Consider the following 19,817-nt stretch of genomic DNA (forward strand, 5'->3'; position numbering starts at 1 on the left):
ACCGCGGCCCTGGCCACCGCGCAGGCGCTGGTCGCGCTGGAGGGCTCGGCCGGTGGCGGGGACGCGCCGCCCACCCTGGACGCCACCCTCGAGGTGGAGCCCTCGGCGGGCACGCTGCGCAGGCGGCAGTGGCCCCCGCACCCCGACTGCGGCTGCGGGGCGGCCGGCCGGCGGGCCTTGTCCGGGGCCCCGGGGTGACCGGCCGCCCGGCGCCGCCGTGGGGCGGGCCACCGCCAAGTTGCATGCGTGCACCCCGCACGAGAGGGACAATCATGGGGACGGTGTCGGGTGTCCGCCCGGCCCGCCTTGTCCGAGCGCACGCGAGGAGCCGCTTTGACCGACATCCCCCGCCGCACCGCGGCCCGCACGGCCAAGCTCGCCAGCCTCCCGCTCGGGATGGCCGGCCGTGCCGCCGCGGGCTGGGGCCGGCGGCTGGCCGGTGGCGACGGCGACCAGATCTCGGCCCAGATGATGGCGCGCAGCGCCGAGCAGCTGTTCGCGGTGCTCGGCGAGCTCAAGGGCGGGGCGATGAAGTTCGGCCAGGCCCTGAGCGTGTTCGAGGCGGCCATCCCCGACGAGTACGCGGCCCCGTTCCGCGAGTCGCTGGTCAAGCTGCAGACGGCCGCGCCCCCGATGCCCACCGCCGAGGTGCACCGGATGCTGGCCGAGCAGTTCGGGCGCGGCTGGCGGGAGCGCTTCGCCGACTTCGACGAGACGCCGGCCGCGGCGGCCAGCATCGGCCAGGTGCACCGCGGCGTCTGGCACGACGGCCGGGTGGTGGCGGTCAAGGTGCAGTACCCGGGGGCCGAGGAGGCCCTGCGCTCCGACCTGCGCCAGCTCTCCCGCATGACCCGGCTCATGCAGCCGCTCGCCCCGGGCCTGGAGCTCAAGCCGCTGGTCGCCGAGCTGCGCGACCGCATGGAGGAGGAGCTCGACTACCGCGACGAGGCCGCCAACCAGCGCGTCTTCGCCGAGGCGTTCGACGGCGACGAGCGGGTCAAGGTGCCGAGGGTATTCGCCTCCGCGCCCAAGGCGATGATCAGCGAGTGGGTCGGCGGGCGGAAGCTGTCCGACGTGATCCGCTCGGGCACGCAGCCCGAGCGCGAGGCCGCGGCCGCCCTGCTCGCCGAGTTCCTCTACTCCAGCCCGGCCCGGGTCGGCCTGCTGCACGCCGACCCGCACCCGGGCAACTTCCAGGTCATGGACGACGGGCGGCTGCTCGTCCTCGACTACGGCGCCGTGGCCCGGCTCCCGGACGGGCTCCCCCGACCGCTGTCGATGATGGTGCGCATGGCCCTGGAGGACCGCGAGGCCGACCTGCTGGAGCTGCTGCGCCGGGAGCACTTCGTGCGGCCCGGCTCGGACGTGCGGGCCGACGAGGTGATGGCGTACCTGGCGCCGTTCACCGAGCCGCTGCGCACCGAGACGTTCCGCTTCGACCGGGCCTGGCTGCAGAAGCAGGCCGAGCGCCTTGGCGACCTGCGCGGCCCGCACTTCCAGATCAGCCGCGAGCTCAACCTGCCCCCGCAGCACCTGCTGATCCACCGCGTGACGATGGGCACCCTCGGGGTGCTCTGCCAGCTCGACGCCGACGTGCCGCTGCGCGGGATCGTCCGGCGCTGGCAGCCGTGGATCTTCGACGAGGAGGGCGAGTCGGCCGGGCAGCGCGGCTGACCCGGGCGCGGGCGCGATCGGACCCGACACCCCGGGAACGCCGCGTGCCGCCCGGACCGCGTCGGTCCGGACGGCACGCCGGGTCGCCGACGGCTGCCCCGGCCGGTAGCGAGTCTTCCGGGGCAGCCGTCGGGGGCGGCGCTCGGTCAGCGCCGCGGTACCCGCTCGAAGGCGTCGGGCCGTGGCCCGTCGCGGCCTACTCGAGCGGCGCCACGCCGGCAGCAGCACGCGCGGAGGCGGCGCGCCGAGCGGCGAAGCGGGCGAGCCGGGACCACGTGCGGCCCGCGGCCAGGGGGCGGGCCACGGCGTAGCGCCGGGCCGCCTCCATCGCGTCTTGCTGTCGAGATCGTGCCAGTGCTTCGTGGAGCAACATCGCGGTTCCCTCTCGGTCGCGAACGATGGGTCGGGGTGCGGCGAGGTAGCTCTGCGGGTTGGTCACGTCGGTCTCTCCTGTCGTCGGCCCGCGGTGGGGCGCTGGTTCGGTCAGGCGGACTGGGCCGCGGCGAAGGCCCGGTCGCGGGCCAGGTCCGCCTTGCTCGGCCGTCCCCGCGGCCGCTTGCGCGGGATCACGGTCCCGCGCTCGAAGATCTCGCCGCCCCAGACTCCCCAGGGCTCCGCCCGGCGCACGGCCCCGGCCAGGCACTCGGCCCGGATGGGACAGCCACCGCACAGCGCCTTGGCGCGCTCGAGGTCGGCGGGGGTCTCGGCGAACCAGAGGTCGGCGTCACCGGACCGGCACGGCAGGTCCAGCCCGGCGCGGGGTGCCGCGTCGAGCAGGGTTCCCAAACCGACGGTGGTGTCCCCGCCGAACGGCTCGGTGATCGCCCCGCCGTCCAACGGGACTGATCTGACTAGCACTTCTACCTCCTGAGAGATGGGGTCAGGCAGGACAAACAAAAAGGCCGCGGATCCCGATGTGGGTCCGCGGCCTCGGTCTTGAGAGCCAGTGGCTGTCGCCTAGGTATGGCGATGCTCCACTCTGGACACACGTGTGCAGTTTTCGGTCGAGCTGTGATCCACCTGGGTCGCGCCGGGGATGGAGATCCCCATCGGACGCAGCCGCCACGCGCGCACGCCCTGCGCGAGCGGCTTGGACGTCCCGGCGACACCGAGGACCCCGGCGAAGGACAGACGGGTGCCGTGCGGCTGGGTCTGGTACGTGAGCTTCATCCGAGGCACCCCTTCCGGGTCTGGTCGTGACAAGAGACGGGCGGTCGCCGGTCCGTCGACAGCTACGTTAGGGACTGTGTCGGCGACCGCACAACTGATTTAGCGGAAGTTTCTCCAGTCAACTACCCGTCGGCGATCAGGGCGAGCACGGCGTCGCCGTACCGGTTCAGCTTGCGGGCCCCGATGCCGGGGATCCCGACGAGCGAGCCCGGGTCGGAGGGGCGCTGCTCGGCGATCGCCGTCAGCGTCGCGTCCGTGAAGATCACGAAGGCCGGGACGTTCTGCTCGCGGGCCTGTTCGCTGCGCCACCCGCGCAGCCGGTCGAGCAGCTCGACGTCCACATCGGACGGGCAGCCCGAGCACCGGCGCAGCTTGGTGGCGTCGGCCCCGAACAGCGGCGAGCCGCAGACCCGGCAGCGCGGCTTCGGCCCGCCACGGGCTGGCTCGGCGGCCACCCTGGACGCCGGGTGGTGCTCGGGGATCAGCCCGTGCAGGAACCGGCTGCGCCGGCGACGCCGCGGGCTGCCGGGCTGGCGGGCCAGCGACCAGGACAGCGACAGCCTGCGGCGGGCGCGGGTGATGCCGACGTAGAGCAGCCGGCGCTCCTCCTCGACGGCGGCCTCGTCGCCGTCGGCGTGCTGGATGGGCAGGGTGCCGTCGACCAGGCCGACCAGGAACACCACGTCCCACTCCAGGCCCTTCGCGGCGTGCAGCGAGGCCAGCGTGACGCCCTGCACGGCGGGCGGGTGCGCGGAGTCGGCCCGGGTCCCCAGCTCGGCGGCGAACCGGCGCAGGTCGGCCTCCGGTTCCACCACCAGCAGCTCCTCGGCCAGCTCGACCAGAGCGAGCAGCGACTCCCACTGGGCGCGCTGGGCCGCGCCGCCCGGCGGTTCCGGGGTGAGCCCGACCGGGGCCAGGATCGCGCGCACCGCCTCGACGAGCGGGGCGTCGACCTCGCCTGCGGTGCGGATGAGCGACATCGCCCGACGGACCTCCGGCCGGGAGAAGAACCGCTCGCCGCCGCGCACCTGGTACGGCACGCCCGCCTCGGTGAGTGCCTGCTCGTAGGCCTCGGACTGGGCGTTGATCCGGAACAGCACGGCGATCTCGGCGGGCGGCGTGCCGTCGGCGACGATGCGCCGGATCTGCCGGGCCACGGCGAGCGCCTCGGCCGGCTCGTCGTCGTACTCGGCGAAGTCGGGCTCCGGGCCGGGGGGCTGCTGCCCGATCAGCGTGAGCCTGCTGCCGGCCGGGCGCCGGCGGGCCGCGTTGATCAGCTTGTTGGCCGCGGCGACGACCTGCGGGGTGGAGCGGTAGTCGCGCTGCAGCCGCACGATCGTCGCCTCCGGGAACCGGCGGCCGAACTCCAGCAGGTGGCGGGGGGTGGCGCCGGCAAATGTGTAGATCGTCTGGTTGGCGTCGCCGACGACGGTGAGGTCGTCGCGCTCGCCGAGCCAGGCGTCCAGCAGCCGCTGCTGCAGGGGCGTCACGTCCTGGTACTCGTCGACGACGAAGCAGCGGTAGCGGTCGCGGAACTCCTCGGCGACCCCGCCGTGCTCCTCCAGCGCCGCCGCCGTGTGCAGCAGGAGGTCGTCGAAGTCGAGCAGCTCGGCGCCGTTCTTGAGGGCCTCGTAGCCGGCGTAGACGGCCGCGACCTGCTCGGCCGGGCCGGGGGTGTCGCGGTGGCGGGCGGCGACCTCGGCGGGGTAGCGCTCCGGGGTCACCAGGCTCGACTTGGCCCACTCGATCTCGCCGGCGAAGTCGCGCAGCGACGCCGCGTCGGTGCCGGCGCTCACCCTGGCCGCCGCCTGCCCGACGATCCGCAGCTTGCCCTCCAGCAGCTGCCAGCGCTCGCCGCCGACGACCCGCGGCCAGAAGTACCGCAGCTGGCGCAGCGCCGCGGCGTGGAACGTGCGGGCCTGCACGCCGCTGACCCCCAGCAGCCGCAGCCGGGTGCGCATCTCGCCCGCCGCCCGCGCGGTGAACGTGACCGCGAGCACCTGCCCCGGCGCGACGTGCCCGGTGGCGACCAGCCGGGCGATCCGGCGGGTGATGGTGCGGGTCTTGCCCGTGCCGGCCCCGGCCAGCACGCACAGCGGTCCGCGGGGAGCGGTGACGGCGGCCAGCTGCTCCTCGTCGAGGCCGGACGCAGCGTCGATTCCAGCGGGCTCGGTGTCGGGGCGCACGGGGGCCATCCTGACACCGCCCGGGAAGAGCCGGGGCCGCGACGGGGTTGAAGGTGGCATGTCTTCGCCCACCCCCCAAGTGACGATGTACTCGACGACCTGGTGCGGCTACTGCCGCCGGCTGAAGGTCCAGATGGAGCAGGCCGGGATCTCCTACCAGGAGGTCGACATCGAGCGCGACGCCGAGGCCGCCAAGTTCGTCGAGGGCGTGAACGGCGGCAACCAGACGGTCCCGGTGATCCGCTTCCCGGACGACTCGACCGCCACCAACCCGTCGCTGGCCGAGGTCAGGGCGCGCCTCGACGCCGCCTGATCCGACCCCGGCACACCGGATGGTCGCGGCGCACACGTCAGGACCTGTGCACCGCGACCACGGGGTGTGCGCGCTCAGCCGAGCGCGGCCCAGGAGTCGAGCATGCTGCGGGCGATGCTGACCCGCCCGGGCAGCAGCAGGGGCCGCTCCTCACCGGGGCGCCCGGCCCAGTCGCCGATCTCCAGGGCGGTCCGCAGCTCCGCGCGCGTGACCCAGCGCGCCTCGGCGATCTCGCCGTCGGCGGGCACCAGCGGCTCGTCCGGGTCGGCCAGCGCGTGGAACCCGACCATCAGCGACCGCGGGAACGGCCAGGCCTGGCTGCCCAGGTAGCGCACGTCGCGGACGGTGATCCCGACCTCCTCGAGGATCTCGCGCTGCACGCACGCCTCCAGCGACTCCCCGGCCTCGACGAACCCGGCGAGCACGGAGAACCGCCCGGCCGGCCACACCGGCCCGCGGGCCAGCAGGACGCGGTCGGCGCCGTCGTGCACCAGGCAGATGACGGCGGGGTCGGTGCGCGGGTACTCCTCGTGGCCCGCGGCCTCGCAGGTGCGGTGCCAGCCCGCGTTGCCGGGCCGCGTCGGCGAGCCGTCGCGCGCGCAGAACCGCGACTGCCCGTGCCAGGTGAGCACGGCCACGGCGGTGGTCAGCAGACCGGCGCCGAGCGGGTCGAGCGCCGCGCCGACCATGCGCAGGTCCTGCCAGCGCGCCGGGTCGTCGCCCGCGGCGGAGTCGGGCGCGCCACTCACCGCCCAGTAGGCGACGCCGTCGGCCTCGCCGAGCAGCACCGCATCGGCCGGGGGGCGGTCGCCGTCGGTCGGTCGGGTGGTCAGGGTCGCGGTCTCGCCGACCCACTCCACCGGGGTGCGCCCCCGCTCGTCGACGACGACGAGCCGCGCCGACGACCAGCCGCTCGCCTGGCGGGCCGCGTCGGTGCGCAGCGGCTCGTCGCGCCGCACCGCCGAGCGGGACAGCACGGGCGAGTCGAGCAGGACGAACCCGGACGCCGGCGGCTGCGCGAGCGGCGCCTCGCCGAGCTCGGTCACGGCCCGGTCACCCCGCCGAGCGCGCGCACCCCCGGCCCGATGGCGTCGACGTCGCCCACGACGACACCGGTGAACCGGGTCGGCGCGAAGAACTCCAGGGCCGCCCCGGCGACCTGCTCGACGGTGACCGCCTGCAGCCTGGCCGGGGCGCCGCGCAGCCACTCCACGCCGATGCCCTCGGCGGCCAGCCCGGACAGCGTGGAGGCCAGCGCGCCCTGGGTGTCCAGCGAGATCAGCAGCGACCCGATGGCGTAGGCCCGGGCCGCCTCGACCTCGGCGGCGGTGGGCGGGACCGCGGTCATCCGGCCGAGCTCGTAGCGGGTCTCCAGGAGCGCGGCGGCGGTGACGTCGCTGGCGACGTCGGTCTCCACTCCGAGCACCGCCCCGCCGGGCACGAACTCCGACCCGGAGTGCGCGCCGTAGGTGTAGCCCTTGTCCTCGCGGATGTTCTCCATCCAGCGCGACGAGAAGTAGCCGCCGAAGACCAGGTTGGCCAGCTGCAGCGCGGCGTAGCGGGGGTCCTGGCGGCGCAGCGCGGGGGCGGTGAGCCGCAGCTGCGACTGCACCGAGCCGGGCCGGTGCACGAGCAGCAGGTCGGCGGGCACCAGCGCCGGCGGCGGGGCCAGCTCGTGGGCCGCGGACGCGGAGGCCCAGCCGCCCAGCGCGTCCTCGACCTGCGCGATGGCGGTCTCCGGGTCGATCGCGCCGACCAGGGTGAGGATCGCCCCGCGGGGCACCATTGCGGCGGCCTGCAGCGCCCGGACCTGCTCGGCGGTGACCGCGGCGATGTCCTCGGCCAGCGGCACCTCGCGGGTGATCGGGTGGTCGCCGAAGCGCCTGCGCTGCAGCGCCTCGCGGGCGATCGAGCGGGGCTGCGAGCGGAACACGGTGATCCGGTCGACCAGCCGCTCGCGTTCGCGGGCGACCTCGGCGTCGGGGTGGGTGGCGCCGACGAGCACGTCGCCGAGCACGGCCAGCATCCCGGGCAGACCCTCGGCCAGGCCCGAGCCGATGGCGACCAGCCGCTCCGGGTCGACCGAGACGCTGAGGTCGGCGCCGACGGCGGCCAGCTCGTCGTCGATCGTCACGCGATCGCGCGTGGTCGTGCCGGTGAGCAGCGTGGACGACAGCAGCTCGGCCACCGCGGGGTGGCCGGGCGCGCCCGCGACCCCGGTGCCCGGGTCGGCGAACGGCACGCGCAGCCGCAGTTCGACCATCGGCACGCCGGGCCGGTGCGCGGCCAGCACCCGCAGGCCGGAGCCGAGCACGCGCTCGACGACGTCGGGCAGCGGCACCGAGCGGGTCTCGCCGAGGTCGGGCAGCGGGCGCGGACCGAGCGGCGTGCGCCCGATCTCCTCGGCGCTGCGGTGGGTCGTGACGGTCATGCCTGCTCCCCCGCTGCCGCGCCCACCGGATCGACGATCTCCGGGGCGGCGGTCTCGGTCGTCGGTTCGGCCGGGTCCCACTGCTGGGCGGACGGCTCGATCAGCAGCACCCCGCGCCCCGCGCCGCGCAGCGCCGCGGCCGCGTCCCGCACCTGGTCCGGGGTGATCGCGGCCAACCGGGCCGGCAGCTCGTCGCTGATCTCGGCCCGGCCGTAGAGCAGCTCGCGCGCGCCCAGGCCGAGCATCCGGTTCATGACCCGGTCGTTCTCCTGGTGCAGCGCCGCCGACCAGCGGGCCACCTGCCGGCTGAGCTCCTCGACCGTCGGCCCGGCAGAGGCCAGCTGGTCGAGTTCCTCGTCGACGGCGGCGAGCACGCGGTCGGGGTCGACGCCGACCGGGTGCATGGCGGTGATCGTGAAGGTATCCGGGTCGCGCGCGTCCAGCGGGCCGAGCAGCCCCGCCCCCGCGGAGACGTCGGTGACGAGGCTGTCGGCGTGCACCAGGCGGCGCTGCAGCCGGGCCGCCTCGCCGTCACCGAGCACGGAGCCCAGCAGCGCGTGGCCGAGGTAGCCATCGAGGTCGGCGCCCGGGTCGGGCAGCCGGTAGCCCAGGGCCAGCGCGGGCAGCGGCGCCTGCGCGTCCGGCACGGACCGGCGGCGCTCGGACCCGGGGACCGGCTCGGCGAACGAGGGCCGTCGCGGCGTCGGGCGCGCGGGGATGTCGCCGAAGTGCTTCTCGATCAGGGCCAGCGCAGCGTCCACGTCGACCGAGCCCGCCACCGTGAGCTGCGCGTTGCCCGGGGCGTAGTACGTGTCGAAGAAGGCGGCGGCGTCGTCGACGGTGGCTTGCTCCAGCTCGGTGAAGTCGCCGTAGCCGTTGTGCGCGTTCGGGAAGGTGTCGTAGAGGACCGGCGGCAGCAGGATCCACGGGAACCCGCCGTAGGGCCGGTTCAGCACGTTGAGCCGGATCTCCTCCTTGACCACGTCCACCTGGTTGCGCAGGTTCTCCTCGGTCAGCCGGGGGGCGCGCAGCCGGTCGGCCTCCAGGAAGAGCGCGCGCTCCAGCGCGGCACCGGGGAGCACCTGGAAGTAGTCGGTGTAGTCCTGGTGGGTGGAACCGTTGAACATCCCGCCCGAGCTCTGCACCAGCCGGAAGTGGGCCAGCTTCTCCAGGCTCTCGCTGCCCTGGAACATCAGGTGCTCGAACAGGTGCGCGAAGCCCGTGCGTCCCTGCGGTTCGGACCGGAACCCCACGTCGACGTGCACCGCGACGCCGACGACCGGCGTCGACGGGTCGGGCACGACCAGGACGCGGAGTCCGTTGGCCAGGGTCACCCGGTGGATCTCCCGGGCAGGGGGTTCGACAGACACCCGCCGAATCTAGACGGCGGCCCTGCCCTTCGGCTCGCTGGGCGCGGCGGCGCGGACCGGCGCCTGGGCGTTCGGCAGCAGCAGTGCCGCGAGCGCCCACCCGACCAGCCCCGCGACCAGCGGCATACCGGTCCAGAACTCGGTGACCAGCGGCAGCTGTCCGACGGTGACCGAGGCGACCAGCAGGTAGACCGCCCAGACCAGCACCGGGGCGAGGAAGCCGAACAGCCAGAACGCGGCGCGGCGCTCGCCGCTCGGGCGCAGCACCACGGCCAGCACGTCGATCAGCACGCCGGCGGCCACGGCCGCCGCGGCGATCTCGTTGGCCTCGAAGCCGGTGAGCACCGCGGAGATCACCGCGCAGACCGCGAGCACGATGGTGGCGGTGCCGCGCGGCAGCGACCAGCGCCGGGCCACCAGCAGCAGCGGCGCGACCAGCACCACGGTGGTGATCACGATGCTGGCCGCGAGCCGCGATGCCCGGTCGGTGTCGGAGAGGATCTCGACGATCGCGCTCGAGCCGAACGTCAGCGCGTTGCCGTAGGTGAGGAACAGCAGCACCAGGCTGGCGGCGAAGGAGAGGGTGAGCACGGCGGGCAGCACGGCGGCCAGCGGCGGGCGCGACCCGGTCGCGTGGCGGGCCCACGCCGCGCGCAGCGGGCTGGTCAGGATGACGATCATCGACACGACCAGGCCCAGGTGGCTCGGGCTGAAGAAGATGTCGGTGGTGGTCTCGATGCCGATCACCTCGTGCCAGACGAGGTCGATCCCGCCGGACACCGCGAACACCGGCAGCGCGATGGCGCTGGCCCCGTAACCCAGCGGGACGGCCGACAGCCCGCGCCGACCCTCGCGGACGTGCCCCCACACCAGCCACAGGATCCACAGCGCGACGGCCGCGAAGCCGCTGTAGAACACCGCGTGCCACGGTGTGAAGAAGGTCTCCAGACCGGGCAGGTTGGCGTGCGCGTAGGCGTCGACGAACAGCCCGAGGGTGAACCAGACGCCGAGCGCGGTGGTGACGGCGTCGGCGCGCAGGGACGTGGTCGGTCGGGGTTCGCCCGAGCTGCGGAACAGGTCCCAGGTCGCGGGGCGGTCGGCGGCGGTCACCATGCGCTCATGATTCCCCCGCCCGGTCCAGCGCGGTATCGGGTATCCCCCCGGCTCCGGTTGCGGGTCACCACGCCGCCGTTCGGCCGTTCGGGGCTAGGGAGTCGGCGCCGCGCCCGCGTCGCGCCGCTATCCCCGCTCGGCCGGCAGCACCACGAACTGGCGCAGCGAGAGGTCGGGGTAGGTGACCGGGCCGCGCGGGCCCGGCGTGTGGTCGACGTTGATGCCGGTCTCGGGCAGGCCGAGCAGCTTGTAGCCGTCCAGCAGCCGGGTGGTGGCGTTCCAGAACACCCCCGTGCCGGTGTAGGCGTCGATGAACGCCGTGGCCGCGCCCTCGTCGGCCGCGCACACGGTGGCGGCCAGGCCGGACGTCTCCCGCGCCGCTGTGTGCGCCGCGTCGATCGGCCCGTCCACGGCCGCGACCGTGACGTGCGCCTCCGAGCCGGAGTCGAGCGCCCACTCGTGGCCGAGGGCGTGCCCGTGCGGGGGCAGGCTCGGCGTGATCGACCGGGCCCGCAGCGCCCGCTCGGCCACCGGCCAGAGCCGGTCGTAGGCGGGGCGGTCGATCAGCAGCAGGTTGAGCCGGTTGCAGACGCCGAGGCGATCGGTCCCCTCGTCGACCAGCCGCTCGACCAGCGCGGGCTCGGCGCTGGAGTCGAGGTAGAGCACGCCGCCGCCGTCGGCGTGGGCGAGCACGCGGGTGCCGGCGGCGGCACCGAGCGCCGACAGCTTGCGGGTGACCTCCCCGCTGCCCCGCACGACCACGAGCGGGACCAGGGCGGGCAGCCCGACGAGGGCCTCGGCGCCGGCGTGACCCGGGGTCGGCACGAGCTGCACGGCGGCCGCCGGGACGCCGGCGGCCTCCAGGGCCGGCCCGAGCACCCGCTCCACCAGCGCGCGGGCCGACCCGAGCGCAGCCGACCCGGTGCGTAGCACGGCTGCGCTGCGCGCCTTGAGCACCTGCGAGGCGACGTCCACTGTCACGTTCGGCCGGGCCTCGAACACCGCGCCGATCACCCCGACCGGCACCCGCCGCTCGAACACCCGCTCACCGCTGGGCAGGGAGCGCACGAAGCGCTGGGTCTGCGGTTCCGGCGTGTCGGCCAGGACCTCCAGCTGGTGGGCGATGTCGGCGAGGCGCTCGGGGGTGAGCCGGAGCCGGTCGAGCAGGCCCTGCGCCATCCCGCCGGCCTCGGCCGCGGTGACGTCGGCGGCGTTGACCTCCAGCAGCTCCGACGCGCGCTCGCGCAACAGGGCGGCCGCGCCGCGCAGGGCGGCGTCGATCGCCGCACCACCCGCCGCCCGGACGGCGGGGGCCGCGGCCGCGGCGCGCAGCGCGGACTCCCGGACGGCGGTGGCGTCCGCCGAGGTGGCGTCGGGGCCGGTGGGGGCGGCGGTACTCGTGCTCACGGGGCCAGGTTGCCACGCCGGAGCCGGCGCCCGCGCCCGGGATGCGTCAGGTGCGCACGCCGGCGGGCCGCAGGCCGCGGGCGGCCCACGTCGCCACGGCCAGCACCAGGACCGAGCCGAACACCACGAAGGCGACCCCGAACGAGCCGGGGAGGGCGGCGTCGACCTCCGGCGCGGCGGCGACGGGCTCGACGGCCGCCTCCGCCGGCAGCGCGGCCGTCTGCACGACCACCGGGTCGGGCAGCAGCACCGCGTTCGCGGCCAGGTAGGACGCCATGCCGATCAGCACGAGCGCCACGACAGTCAGCACGGCGGGCAGGACACGGCGGCGCATCACGACTCCAGGGCGATCGGGGAACGTGCACCTGGGGTGCCCGCTCAGCGATCACCCAGTCGGGATGTCGCCCATGTCACCCGATCGGGGGGCCGGTCACCGGGCGAGGCGCGCGGACGCCAGCCGCGCCCCCTCGACCAGCGACGCGAGCTTCGCCCAGGCCACGCGACCGTCCAGGGTCGACCCGCCGGCGGCGAAGGTGGCCATCCCGCAGTCGGTGCCGGCGACGACCCGCTCGGGACCCACCGCCCTGGCGTAGCGCTCGATGCGCTCGGCGACCAGCTCGGGATGCTCGACGAAGTGCGTGCTGGTGTCCACCACGCCGGGCTGGATGCACCGGTCCTCGGGCAGCTCGACCTCGGTGAACACGGCCCACTCGTGGCCGTGGCGGGGGTTCGCGCCCTCGAACGACAGCGTCCCCGCCCGGGCGCCGAGCACGATGTCGAGCACGTCGCGCAGCGCGACGTCGCGGGTGTGCGGGGCCTCGGAGTTGCCCCAGCACAGGTGCAGCCGGACCCGCTCGGGCGGGATGTCGCGCAGGGCGTGGTTGAGCACCGCCACGTTCTGCGCCGCGAGCCGGCGGAACGCGGCCAGGCCGTCCTCGTCGGGCGGGAAGAACGTCCGCTGGACGGCGAGGTCGGGGCAGTCGAGCTGGAGCAGCAGGCCCGCGGCGTGGATCGCGTCGTACTCGACCTTCATCGCCTCGGCGGCGTCCAGCAGGTAGGACTCGCGGTCGGCGTAGTGGGTGGTGGCGTGGAAGAGGTCGACGACGCCGGGCGAGGCGGCGGTCAGGAAGCCCTCGCGCCCCGGGTGGGCGGCGAGCGCGTCGCGCAGGGCCGCGATGTCGGCCTCGACGGGGCCGGTGTCGCGGTAGCGGACCTCGCCGCTGCACACCGCGGCCACCCGGTCCGGCGACCAGGCCCGGACGGCGAACTCGGGGAAGTCGTCGAGCGCGTTGTCGTGCGGCCCCGGCGGGGGCCGCCCGGGGGTGAAGCCGGTCAACCGGTCGCGGACGTAGGTCACGTAGCTGGCCTTGCCGGTCTCGCCGTCGTTGAGGATGTCGAGACCCAGCTCGACCTGCTTGTCGACGCAGTCGGCGACGGCGCGGCGGATCAGCTCCGGATCCGGCTCGGGACCACCCGCCTCGCGCTTGCCGAGCGCTTCCAGGACGTCGTCGGAGCGGGGCAGGCTGCCGACGTGCGTCGTGCGGATCATCCGGGCACCCCCGCGCGCACCATGGCGGTCATCCCGTCGGCAGTACCCGAGCCCGCCCGCGGGAACCGCGATTCCCGCGGGCGGTCCCTACCGGACCGGGTTGGAGGCCGGCGGCACGATCGGGCCGATGTCGCCGTCCGGCGCCGTGTCCAGGTCGAGGACCACCGGCGCGTGGTCGCTGGGGCCCTTGCCCTTGCGCGCCTTGCGGTCGACCCACACCGCGGCCACCCGCCCCGCCGGGTCGTCGCCGGCCAGCACCAGGTCGATGCGCATGCCCTTGTCCTGGTGGAACCGGCCCTTCTGGTAGTCCCAGTAGGTGTAGAGGTGCGGGTCGGGCCAGCGGTCGCGGAACACGTCGTGCAGGCCGACGCCGAGCAGCTCGGCCAGCGCCGCGCGCTCGGGCGGCGTGACGTGGGTGGACTCGGTGAACAGGGCCGGGTCCCACACGTCGGCGTCGGTGGGGGCGATGTTCATGTCCCCGGCGACGACGGCCGTGCCCGGCTTGGTCACCGACTCGCGCAGCGCGGCCAGCCACTCCAGCTTGTAGGCGTAGTGCGGGTCGGCCGGCGCCCGGCCGTTGGGCACGTACACCGACGTCACCCGCAGGCCGCCGCACGTGGCGGTGACGGCGCGCGCCTCGACGACACCGTTGAAGCTGGGCGCGCCTGGCAGCCCGCGCTCGACGTCGTCCAGGCCCACGCGCGACAGCAGCGCGACCCCGTTCCACCGGCCTTCCCCGACGTGCGCCACCTGGTAGCCGCGCTCGGCCAGCGGCGCGTCGAACGACTCGGCGAACGCCTCGTCGGAGAGTTTGGTCTCCTGCAGGCAGACGACGTCGGGGCTGCGCTCGTCGAGCCACGGCAGCAGCCGGGGCAGCCTCGAAAGGGCCGAGTTCACGTTCCACGTAGCCAGACGCACCCGCGGGAGGCTACCGTCACAGAGTTTGTACGGTCATCGAACAAAGGAGTCGATCATGCCGCAGCCCACCCGCGAGGACCGGTTCAGCTTCGGCCTGTGGACGGTCGGCTGGCCGGCCCGCGACCCGTTCGGCGACGCCACCCGCCCCGACCTCGACCCGGTGGAGACCGTGCACCGGCTCTCCGAGCTGGGCGCGTGGGGCGTCACCTTCCACGACGACGACCTCATCCCCTTCGGCACCGCGAACGACGAGCGCGACCGGATCATCGCCCGGTTCAAGAAGGCCCTCGACGAGACCGGGCTGGTCGTCCCGATGATGACGACCAACCTGTTCACCCACCCCGTCTTCAAGGACGGCGCGTTCACCAGCAACGACCGCGGCGTGCGGCGCTTCGCGCTGCGCAAGGTGCTGCGCAACCTCGACCTGGCCGCCGAGCTCGGTGCCAAGACCTACGTGTTCTGGGGCGGGCGCGAGGGCGCCGAGGTCGACTCCGGCAAGGACATCCAGGCCGCCCTCGACCGCTACCGCGAAGGCATCGACCTGCTCGCCGCCTACGTCAAGGAGCAGGACTACGGCATCCGGTTCGCCATCGAGCCCAAGCCGAACGAGCCCCGCGGCGACATCCTGCTGCCCACCCTCGGCCACGCGCTGGCGTTCATCGCCGAACTGGAGCACGGCGACATCGTCGGCATCAACCCCGAGGTCGGCCACGAGCAGATGGCCGGGCTGAACTACACCTCCGGCATCGCCCAGGCCCTGTGGGCGGGCAAGCTGTTCCACATCGACCTCAACGGCCAGCGCGGCATCAAGTACGACCAGGACCTGGTGTTCGGCCACGGCGACCTGCTCAACGCGTTCTCCACGGTCGACCTGATCGAGAACGGCGCCCCCGGCGGCGGGCCCGGCTACGACGGTCCCCGCCACTTCGACTACAAGCCGCTGCGCACCGAGGACGTCGACGGCGTGTGGGCGTCGGCGGCCGCCAACATGAGCACCTACCTGCTGCTCAAGGAGCGGGCTGCGGCGTTCCGCGCCGACCCCGAGGTCATCGAGGCGATGGCCGCCTCCGGCGTCTCCGACCTGGCCAAGCCCACGCTCAACCCGGGCGAGACGGTCGCCGACCTGGTGGCGGACCGGTCGGCCTTCGAGGACTACGACGCCCAGAAGGCCGGCGAGCGCGGCTACGGCTTCGTCCGGCTCAACCAGCTGGCCCTCGAGCACGTCATGGGCGCCCGGGGATGACGCTGGTGGCCGGGGTGGACTCGTCCACCCAGTCGTGCACGGTCGTGATCCGCGACGCGGAGACCGGCGCGCTCGTCCGCCAGGGGCGGGCGCCGCATCCCCCCGGCACCGAGGTCCACCCGGACGCCTGGTGGGACGCGCTGCAGGCGGCGCTGGAGCAGGCCGGCGGGCTGGACGGCGTCGGCGCCATCGCCGTCGCCGGCCAGCAGCACGGCATGGTCTGCCTCGACGCCGACGGCGAGGTGGTGCGCCCGGCGCTGCTGTGGAACGACACCCGCTCCGCGCGGGCCGCCGCGGACCTGGTGGACGAGCTCGGTGCGCAGGTGTGGGCGGACGCGACCGGCACCGTCCCGGTCGCCTCCATCACCGCCACCAAGCTGCGCTGGCTGGCGCAGCACGAGCCCGAGCACGCCGCCGCGACCGCGGCGGTGTGCCTGCCGCACGACTGGCTGACGTGGAAGCTGCGCGGCACCGGGTCGTTGGACGACCTGGTGACCGACGCCGGCGACGCCAGCGGCACCGGCTACTTCGCCACCTCCGGGGAGTACCGGCGCGACCTGCTGGCCAGGGCGCTGGGCCGCGACGACGTCGTGCTGCCGCGGGTGCTCGGCCCGTCCGAGGACGCCGGCACCACCCCCGGCGGCGTCCGGCTCGGCCCCGGCACCGGCGACAACGCGGGCGCCGCGCTCGGCCTGGGCGCCGGCCCCGGCGACCTGGTGGTCTCGGTGGGCACCTCCGGGGTGGTCTCGGCCGTCAGCCCGACGCCCACCGCCGACCCGACCGGCACCATCGCCTGCTTCGCCTCGGCGACGGGCGAGTACCTGCCGCTGGTCGTGACGCTCAACGCCGCCCGGGTGCTCGACGCGGTGTGCGCGCTGCTGGGCGTCGACCACGCCCAGCTGGCGAAGCTCGCGCTGAGCGCGCCGGCCGGGTCCGAGGGACTGGTGCTCGTGCCGTACCTGGAGGGCGAGCGCACCCCCAACCGACCCGACGCCACCGGGGCCGTGCACGGCCTGACCCTCGCCACCTCGACCCCGGCCCACCTGGCCAGGGCCGCGGTGGAGGGCCTGCTGTGCGGGTTCGGCGACGCCATCGACGGCCTGACCGCCGCCGGCGTGCCGGCCCAGCGGGCGTTCCTGGTCGGCGGCGGCGCCCGCTCCGACGCCGTCGCGCAGATCGCACCCGCGCTGCTCGGCCTGCCGGTCCTGCGCCCCACGCCCGGCGAGTACGTGGCCGACGGCGCGGCCCGGCAGGCGGCCTGGGTGCTGACCGGGGGCCCGTCCGCCCCCACCTGGTCGGCGGCCGACACCGAGACGTTCGAGGCCGAGCCGCAGCCGGCCGTCCGCGAGCGCTACGCCCAGGTGCGCGACATGACCGCCGTCCGCCTCGCATGATCCTCCGCCCCCACCCGCGGTCCCGGCCGCGGAGTTCAGGAAAGCCACGATGCTGCCCTCTGCGGGCAGCATCGTGGCTTTCCTGAACCGGGGGCACGGCGGTGACGACGGGTGAGCCGCTGCGGCGCGGCGTCGGGTCGACCCAGCAGACCGTGCGGCGTCAGAACCTCGCCCTCGTGCTGCGCGAGATCGCCGAGGGCGAGCCCGTGTCCCGGGCCGGCGTCGCCCAGCGCACCGGCCTCACCCGCGGCACGGTGTCCTCCCTGGTCGAGGAACTGATCGCCGGCGAGCTGGTCACCGAACTGGCCGCCGCCCGCGGCACCACCGGCCGCCCGGCCAGCCCGCTGCAGCTCAACCGCGCGGGGCCGGCCGGGCTGGGCATCGAGATCGGCGTCGACGAGGTCGCGGCCTGCGTCGTCGACCTCGCCGGCACGGTGCGGGCACGGCGCAGCACGCCGTCCGACCACCGCACCCGCGAGCCGACTGCCGGTCTCGACCGGGCAGCCGACCTCGCCGCCGACGTCGTCGCCGAGGCGGGGTTGCCGGTGGAGGGCGCCGGGGTCGCACTGCCCGGCGTCGTCGGCCGCGACGGGGTGCTGCAGCGCGCGCCGAACCTGCCCCGCTGGGTCGACGTCGCCGTGGACGCCGAGCTCGCCGCCCGCCTCGGCCTGCCGGTCGACGTGGGCAACGAGGCCGACCTGGCGGCCGCGGCCGAGCTGTGGTTCGGCGACGCCCCCACCGACTTCGTGCACGTCTCCGGCGGCATCGGTGTCGGGGGCGGGATCGTGCTGGGCGGCGAGCTGTTCCGCGGACCCGGCGGGCGCGCCGGCGAGCTGGGCCACCTCGTCGTCGACCCGGACGGTCCCGTCTGCAGCTGCGGCGGCCGCGGCTGCCTCGAGCAGCTGGCCGGCCAGCCGGCGCTGCTGGCCGCGGCCGGAGTCGCCGACGTCGGGGACCTGCTGCGCTCACCCGGCCCCGCGGTCGCCGTCGCCGGGCGAGCGCTGGGCGTCGCCCTGGCCGGCGTGGTCAACCTGGTGGACGTCCCGACCGTCGTCCTCGGCGGCCTCTACGCCCGACTCGGCGCGCCGCTGGCCGTCGCGGTGACCGCGGAGCTGCGGGAGCGAGTGCCCTCGCGGACCGACCTACGGGTGCGGCTGTCCGCGCCGGACACCGGCGGCGCACTGCGCGCCGCCGCGGGCCTGGTCGTCCGGCGACGCCTGCGCCAACCCTGACCTCGCCGGCACACCCGGCGGTCAGTCCTCGTCGGGGCTGCTGGCCTTGCGGACGTAGAGCAGGCGGTCGCCGCGCTCCAGCGCGTCGACCGCGGAGGCGTCCACGCGGTACAGGTCCTCCCCGCGCACGACCCCCAGCACGATGTCGGCCAGGTGCCGCGGCGAGCCGCCCACCTCGGCCTCCTCGACGGGCCGCTCGCTGATCGCGAACCCGGCGTCCGGGGTCAGCAGGTCCTCGATGACCTCCACCACCGACGGCGTCGTGGTGGCCGCACCCAGCAGCCGACCCGCCGTCTCCGCCGAAACGATCACCGAGTTGGCCCCCGACTGGCGCAGCAGGTGGACGTTCTCCGACTCCCGCACCGACGCCACGATCCGGATCGTCGGCGCCAGCTCGCGCGCGGTCAGCGTGACCAGCACGGCGGTGTCGTCGCGGTTGGTCGCCACCACGATCGCCGCCGCGTGCTGCACCCCCGCGATCCGCAGCACGCTCGACCGCGTCGCGTTCCCCGTCACCGTGACCAGGCCCAGGGCCGAAGCCGCGTCCAACTGACTGCGGTCGGTGTCGACCACCACGATGTTGGTCGGCTCCGCCCCCTCCCCCAGCAGCGTGTCCACCGCGGCCCGGCCCTTCGTGCCGAAACCGACGATGACCGTGTGGTCGCGCACGCGGGACCTCCAGCGCTGGATCTGGAACGCCTGCCGCGACCGCTCGGTGAGCAGCTCGACGGTGGTTCCGACGAAGGTGATGAGGAAGATCAACCGCAGTGGCGTGACGAACAGTGTGGTCATCAGCCGCGCCGTCTCGCTGACCGGCACGATGTCGCCGTAGCCGGTGGTCGAGACCGACACCGTCGAGTAGTAGAACGCATCGAGGAGGCTGATGCCGTCCTCGTTGTTGTTGTCCCGGTACCCGTCGCCCCCGAAGTACACGATCAAGGCGGTGAGCACAAGGGCACCCATCGCGATGGCGAACCGCCGCAACAGCGCCCGCACCGGACCCACCGTCGACTCGGGCATCCGCACCGGCCCGACGAGCGAGGGGTCGACGACAGCCCTCCTGCGCCGATCTCTCCGCACGCGCGGACAGTAGCGCGCGGGGTCGACCACCACGGGTCTGGAGTCCGGTGCGGCGCGGTGTCGGTGTGGCCTCGACGCTGTGCGAGCGGAGGGCTACGACGAGTTCACCGAAACGGGCCCGGCGAGGAGGGGTGCTGCTCTACCGTCGATGGCATGCGCCGCCTTGTGATGCTGCTGACCACGATGATCGTGGTGGTGGTCGGGTGCGCGGGGGCGCCGGTTGCCGGCGATGCGCATCCGAGACGAGACGACACGGAGGAATCGGCTGGGATCACTCTTCCACCCCGCCCACGTGAGCTACCCCTGGACAGCGTTGATCCATGTGAACTCCTCACGACGGCTCAACGTGTGAGCCTCGGCCTTAGCGAAAGATCATTGCCCGGAACCACAGATGCTCCGTACTTCGCCGGACCGACCTGCACGGTTTCCGGGTTCGAGCCACGCGACGTGGGCGCCGATGTCGGACTGGTCACGAACACCGGCCTTGATCAATTACTCGCTCCAGGATTACTCAGTGACGAAGTTGCAGTCATATCAGTCGCTGACTTCCCCGCAATCGTCGCAAAGCCGAGCCAGCCCGACTATTGCTCCGTTGATGTCGACGTCGCCGACGGACAATTTCTTGACGTACAATTCAGGGATTCCGGAAAGAATCCACCCATCCCACAAGACGATCTCTGCCGAGATGCCGTCCGCGTCGCCGAAGCCGCGCTCCACACGCTACAAACAATGTAAGC

18 protein-coding genes and 1 pseudogene are annotated in these 19,817 nt (G+C 74.5%); 7 read left to right on the plus strand and 12 right to left on the minus strand.

What is annotated here, in order from left to right:
* Together KIK08_RS19290 and KIK08_RS19295 are read left to right on the plus strand one after the other, a co-directional pair.
* Nucleotides 1-198: pseudogene (locus tag KIK08_RS19290) on the plus strand (hypothetical protein); the annotation flags it as partial.
* A gap of 135 nt (nucleotides 199-333) precedes the next feature.
* A complete protein-coding gene (locus KIK08_RS19295) occupies nucleotides 334-1,674 on the plus strand; it encodes an ABC1 kinase family protein (protein WP_214404592.1) in 1,341 nt (446 codons plus the stop codon).
* Nucleotides 1,675-2,157: 483 nt separating this feature from the next.
* Here the strand turns inward: KIK08_RS19295 and KIK08_RS19300 are convergent, their stop codons facing one another.
* From KIK08_RS19300 to KIK08_RS19310, 3 genes are all read right to left on the minus strand, one after another.
* The gene (locus KIK08_RS19300; protein WP_308257738.1) at nucleotides 2,158-2,532 is read right to left on the minus strand and encodes a WhiB family transcriptional regulator; all 375 of its coding nucleotides are present in this window, start codon (nucleotides 2,530-2,532) and stop codon (nucleotides 2,158-2,160) included.
* Nucleotides 2,533-2,631: 99 nt separating this feature from the next.
* The gene (locus tag KIK08_RS19305; protein WP_214404593.1) at nucleotides 2,632-2,844 is read right to left on the minus strand and encodes a hypothetical protein; all 213 of its coding nucleotides are present in this window, start codon (nucleotides 2,842-2,844) and stop codon (nucleotides 2,632-2,634) included.
* Between the two features lie 122 nt (nucleotides 2,845-2,966).
* Complete coding sequence (locus KIK08_RS19310) at nucleotides 2,967-5,039, minus strand: ATP-dependent DNA helicase UvrD2 (RefSeq protein ID WP_214404594.1); 2,073 nt, start codon at nucleotides 5,037-5,039, stop codon at nucleotides 2,967-2,969.
* A gap of 49 nt (nucleotides 5,040-5,088) precedes the next feature.
* Here KIK08_RS19310 and KIK08_RS19315 point away from each other — a divergent pair, with 49 nt between their 5' ends.
* A complete protein-coding gene (locus tag KIK08_RS19315; RefSeq protein WP_214404595.1) occupies nucleotides 5,089-5,343 on the plus strand; it encodes a mycoredoxin in 255 nt (84 codons plus the stop codon).
* 74 nt (nucleotides 5,344-5,417) lie between these two features.
* On the opposite strand, the gene nudC is transcribed toward KIK08_RS19315, so the two are convergent.
* The 8 genes from nudC to KIK08_RS19355 form a co-directional block, all read right to left on the minus strand.
* Complete coding sequence (nudC, locus tag KIK08_RS19320) at nucleotides 5,418-6,389, minus strand: NAD(+) diphosphatase (RefSeq protein WP_214404596.1); 972 nt, start codon at nucleotides 6,387-6,389, stop codon at nucleotides 5,418-5,420.
* Nucleotides 6,386-7,774, minus strand: a complete 1,389-nt coding sequence (locus KIK08_RS19325) for a M16 family metallopeptidase (RefSeq protein WP_214404597.1) — start codon at nucleotides 7,772-7,774, stop codon at nucleotides 6,386-6,388. Before KIK08_RS19325 ends, nudC begins: the two co-directional genes overlap by 4 nt.
* Nucleotides 7,771-9,144: a M16 family metallopeptidase gene (locus KIK08_RS19330; protein WP_214404598.1), complete on the minus strand. Its 1,374-nt coding sequence runs from the start codon at nucleotides 9,142-9,144 to the stop codon at nucleotides 7,771-7,773. Before KIK08_RS19330 ends, KIK08_RS19325 begins: the two co-directional genes overlap by 4 nt.
* 9 nt (nucleotides 9,145-9,153) lie before the next feature.
* Entirely contained in the window at nucleotides 9,154-10,257 is a 1,104-nt protein-coding gene (locus tag KIK08_RS19335; RefSeq protein ID WP_250557344.1) for a hypothetical protein, read from the minus strand.
* A gap of 126 nt (nucleotides 10,258-10,383) precedes the next feature.
* Nucleotides 10,384-11,664, minus strand: coding sequence for an aldehyde dehydrogenase family protein (locus tag KIK08_RS19340; RefSeq protein ID WP_214404599.1), 1,281 nt, complete (start codon nucleotides 11,662-11,664; stop codon nucleotides 10,384-10,386).
* A 46-nt stretch (nucleotides 11,665-11,710) separates the two neighbouring features.
* Nucleotides 11,711-11,998 (minus strand): hypothetical protein, encoded by a 288-nt coding sequence (locus tag KIK08_RS19345; protein WP_214404600.1) that lies wholly within the window; start codon nucleotides 11,996-11,998, stop codon nucleotides 11,711-11,713.
* Between the two features lie 96 nt (nucleotides 11,999-12,094).
* Nucleotides 12,095-13,213 (minus strand): cobalamin-independent methionine synthase II family protein, encoded by a 1,119-nt coding sequence (locus tag KIK08_RS19350; RefSeq protein WP_214404601.1) that lies wholly within the window; start codon nucleotides 13,211-13,213, stop codon nucleotides 12,095-12,097.
* Between the two features lie 87 nt (nucleotides 13,214-13,300).
* Entirely contained in the window at nucleotides 13,301-14,131 is an 831-nt protein-coding gene (locus KIK08_RS19355; RefSeq protein WP_214404602.1) for an exodeoxyribonuclease III, read from the minus strand.
* 52 nt (nucleotides 14,132-14,183) lie between these two features.
* On the opposite strand from KIK08_RS19355, the gene xylA reads away from it, so the two are divergent.
* The 3 genes from xylA to KIK08_RS19370 all read left to right on the plus strand — a co-directional run bounded on the left by xylA (nucleotide 14,184) and on the right by KIK08_RS19370 (nucleotide 18,000).
* Nucleotides 14,184-15,374, plus strand: coding sequence for a xylose isomerase (gene xylA / locus KIK08_RS19360; RefSeq protein ID WP_214404615.1), 1,191 nt, complete (start codon nucleotides 14,184-14,186; stop codon nucleotides 15,372-15,374).
* A complete protein-coding gene (gene xylB, locus KIK08_RS19365) occupies nucleotides 15,371-16,768 on the plus strand; it encodes a xylulokinase (RefSeq protein ID WP_214404603.1) in 1,398 nt (465 codons plus the stop codon). The genes xylA and xylB overlap by 4 nt, the downstream gene beginning before the upstream one ends.
* A gap of 101 nt (nucleotides 16,769-16,869) precedes the next feature.
* The gene (locus KIK08_RS19370; protein WP_308257739.1) at nucleotides 16,870-18,000 is read left to right on the plus strand and encodes an ROK family transcriptional regulator; all 1,131 of its coding nucleotides are present in this window, start codon (nucleotides 16,870-16,872) and stop codon (nucleotides 17,998-18,000) included.
* A gap of 21 nt (nucleotides 18,001-18,021) precedes the next feature.
* Here the strand turns inward: KIK08_RS19370 and KIK08_RS19375 are convergent, their stop codons facing one another.
* A complete protein-coding gene (locus KIK08_RS19375; protein ID WP_214404617.1) occupies nucleotides 18,022-19,020 on the minus strand; it encodes a potassium channel family protein in 999 nt (332 codons plus the stop codon).
* 213 nt (nucleotides 19,021-19,233) lie between these two features.
* On the opposite strand from KIK08_RS19375, the gene KIK08_RS19380 reads away from it, so the two are divergent.
* Nucleotides 19,234-19,815 carry a DUF3558 domain-containing protein gene (locus KIK08_RS19380; RefSeq protein ID WP_214404604.1) on the plus strand — a complete coding sequence of 194 codons (582 nt, stop codon included), beginning with the start codon at nucleotides 19,234-19,236 and terminating at the stop codon, nucleotides 19,813-19,815.
* The last annotated feature ends 2 nt before the right edge of the window (nucleotides 19,816-19,817 follow it).

This window comes from Pseudonocardia lacus, from assembly GCF_018531445.1.
Lineage (GTDB): Bacteria > Actinomycetota > Actinomycetes > Mycobacteriales > Pseudonocardiaceae > Pseudonocardia > Pseudonocardia lacus.

What these genes read in the sequence shown, in the direction of transcription:
- KIK08_RS19305 (WP_214404593.1), bottom strand. Translation starts at nt 2,844, where the DNA reads ATGAAGCTCACGTACCAGACCCAGCCGCACGGCACCCGTCTGTCCTTC.
- KIK08_RS19310 (WP_214404594.1), bottom strand. Translation starts at nt 5,039, where the DNA reads ATGGCCCCCGTGCGCCCCGACACCGAGCCCGCTGGAATCGACGCTGCG.
- KIK08_RS19315 (WP_214404595.1), top strand. Translation starts at nt 5,089, where the DNA reads ATGTCTTCGCCCACCCCCCAAGTGACGATGTACTCGACGACCTGGTGC.
- KIK08_RS19325 (WP_214404597.1), bottom strand. Translation starts at nt 7,774, where the DNA reads ATGACCGTCACGACCCACCGCAGCGCCGAGGAGATCGGGCGCACGCCG.
- KIK08_RS19335 (WP_250557344.1), bottom strand. Translation starts at nt 10,257, where the DNA reads ATGGTGACCGCCGCCGACCGCCCCGCGACCTGGGACCTGTTCCGCAGC.
- KIK08_RS19345 (WP_214404600.1), bottom strand. Translation starts at nt 11,998, where the DNA reads ATGCGCCGCCGTGTCCTGCCCGCCGTGCTGACTGTCGTGGCGCTCGTG.
- KIK08_RS19350 (WP_214404601.1), bottom strand. Translation starts at nt 13,213, where the DNA reads ATGATCCGCACGACGCACGTCGGCAGCCTGCCCCGCTCCGACGACGTC.
- xylB (WP_214404603.1), top strand. Translation starts at nt 15,371, where the DNA reads ATGACGCTGGTGGCCGGGGTGGACTCGTCCACCCAGTCGTGCACGGTC.
- KIK08_RS19375 (WP_214404617.1), bottom strand. Translation starts at nt 19,020, where the DNA reads ATGCCCGAGTCGACGGTGGGTCCGGTGCGGGCGCTGTTGCGGCGGTTC.
- KIK08_RS19380 (WP_214404604.1), top strand. Translation starts at nt 19,234, where the DNA reads ATGCGCCGCCTTGTGATGCTGCTGACCACGATGATCGTGGTGGTGGTC.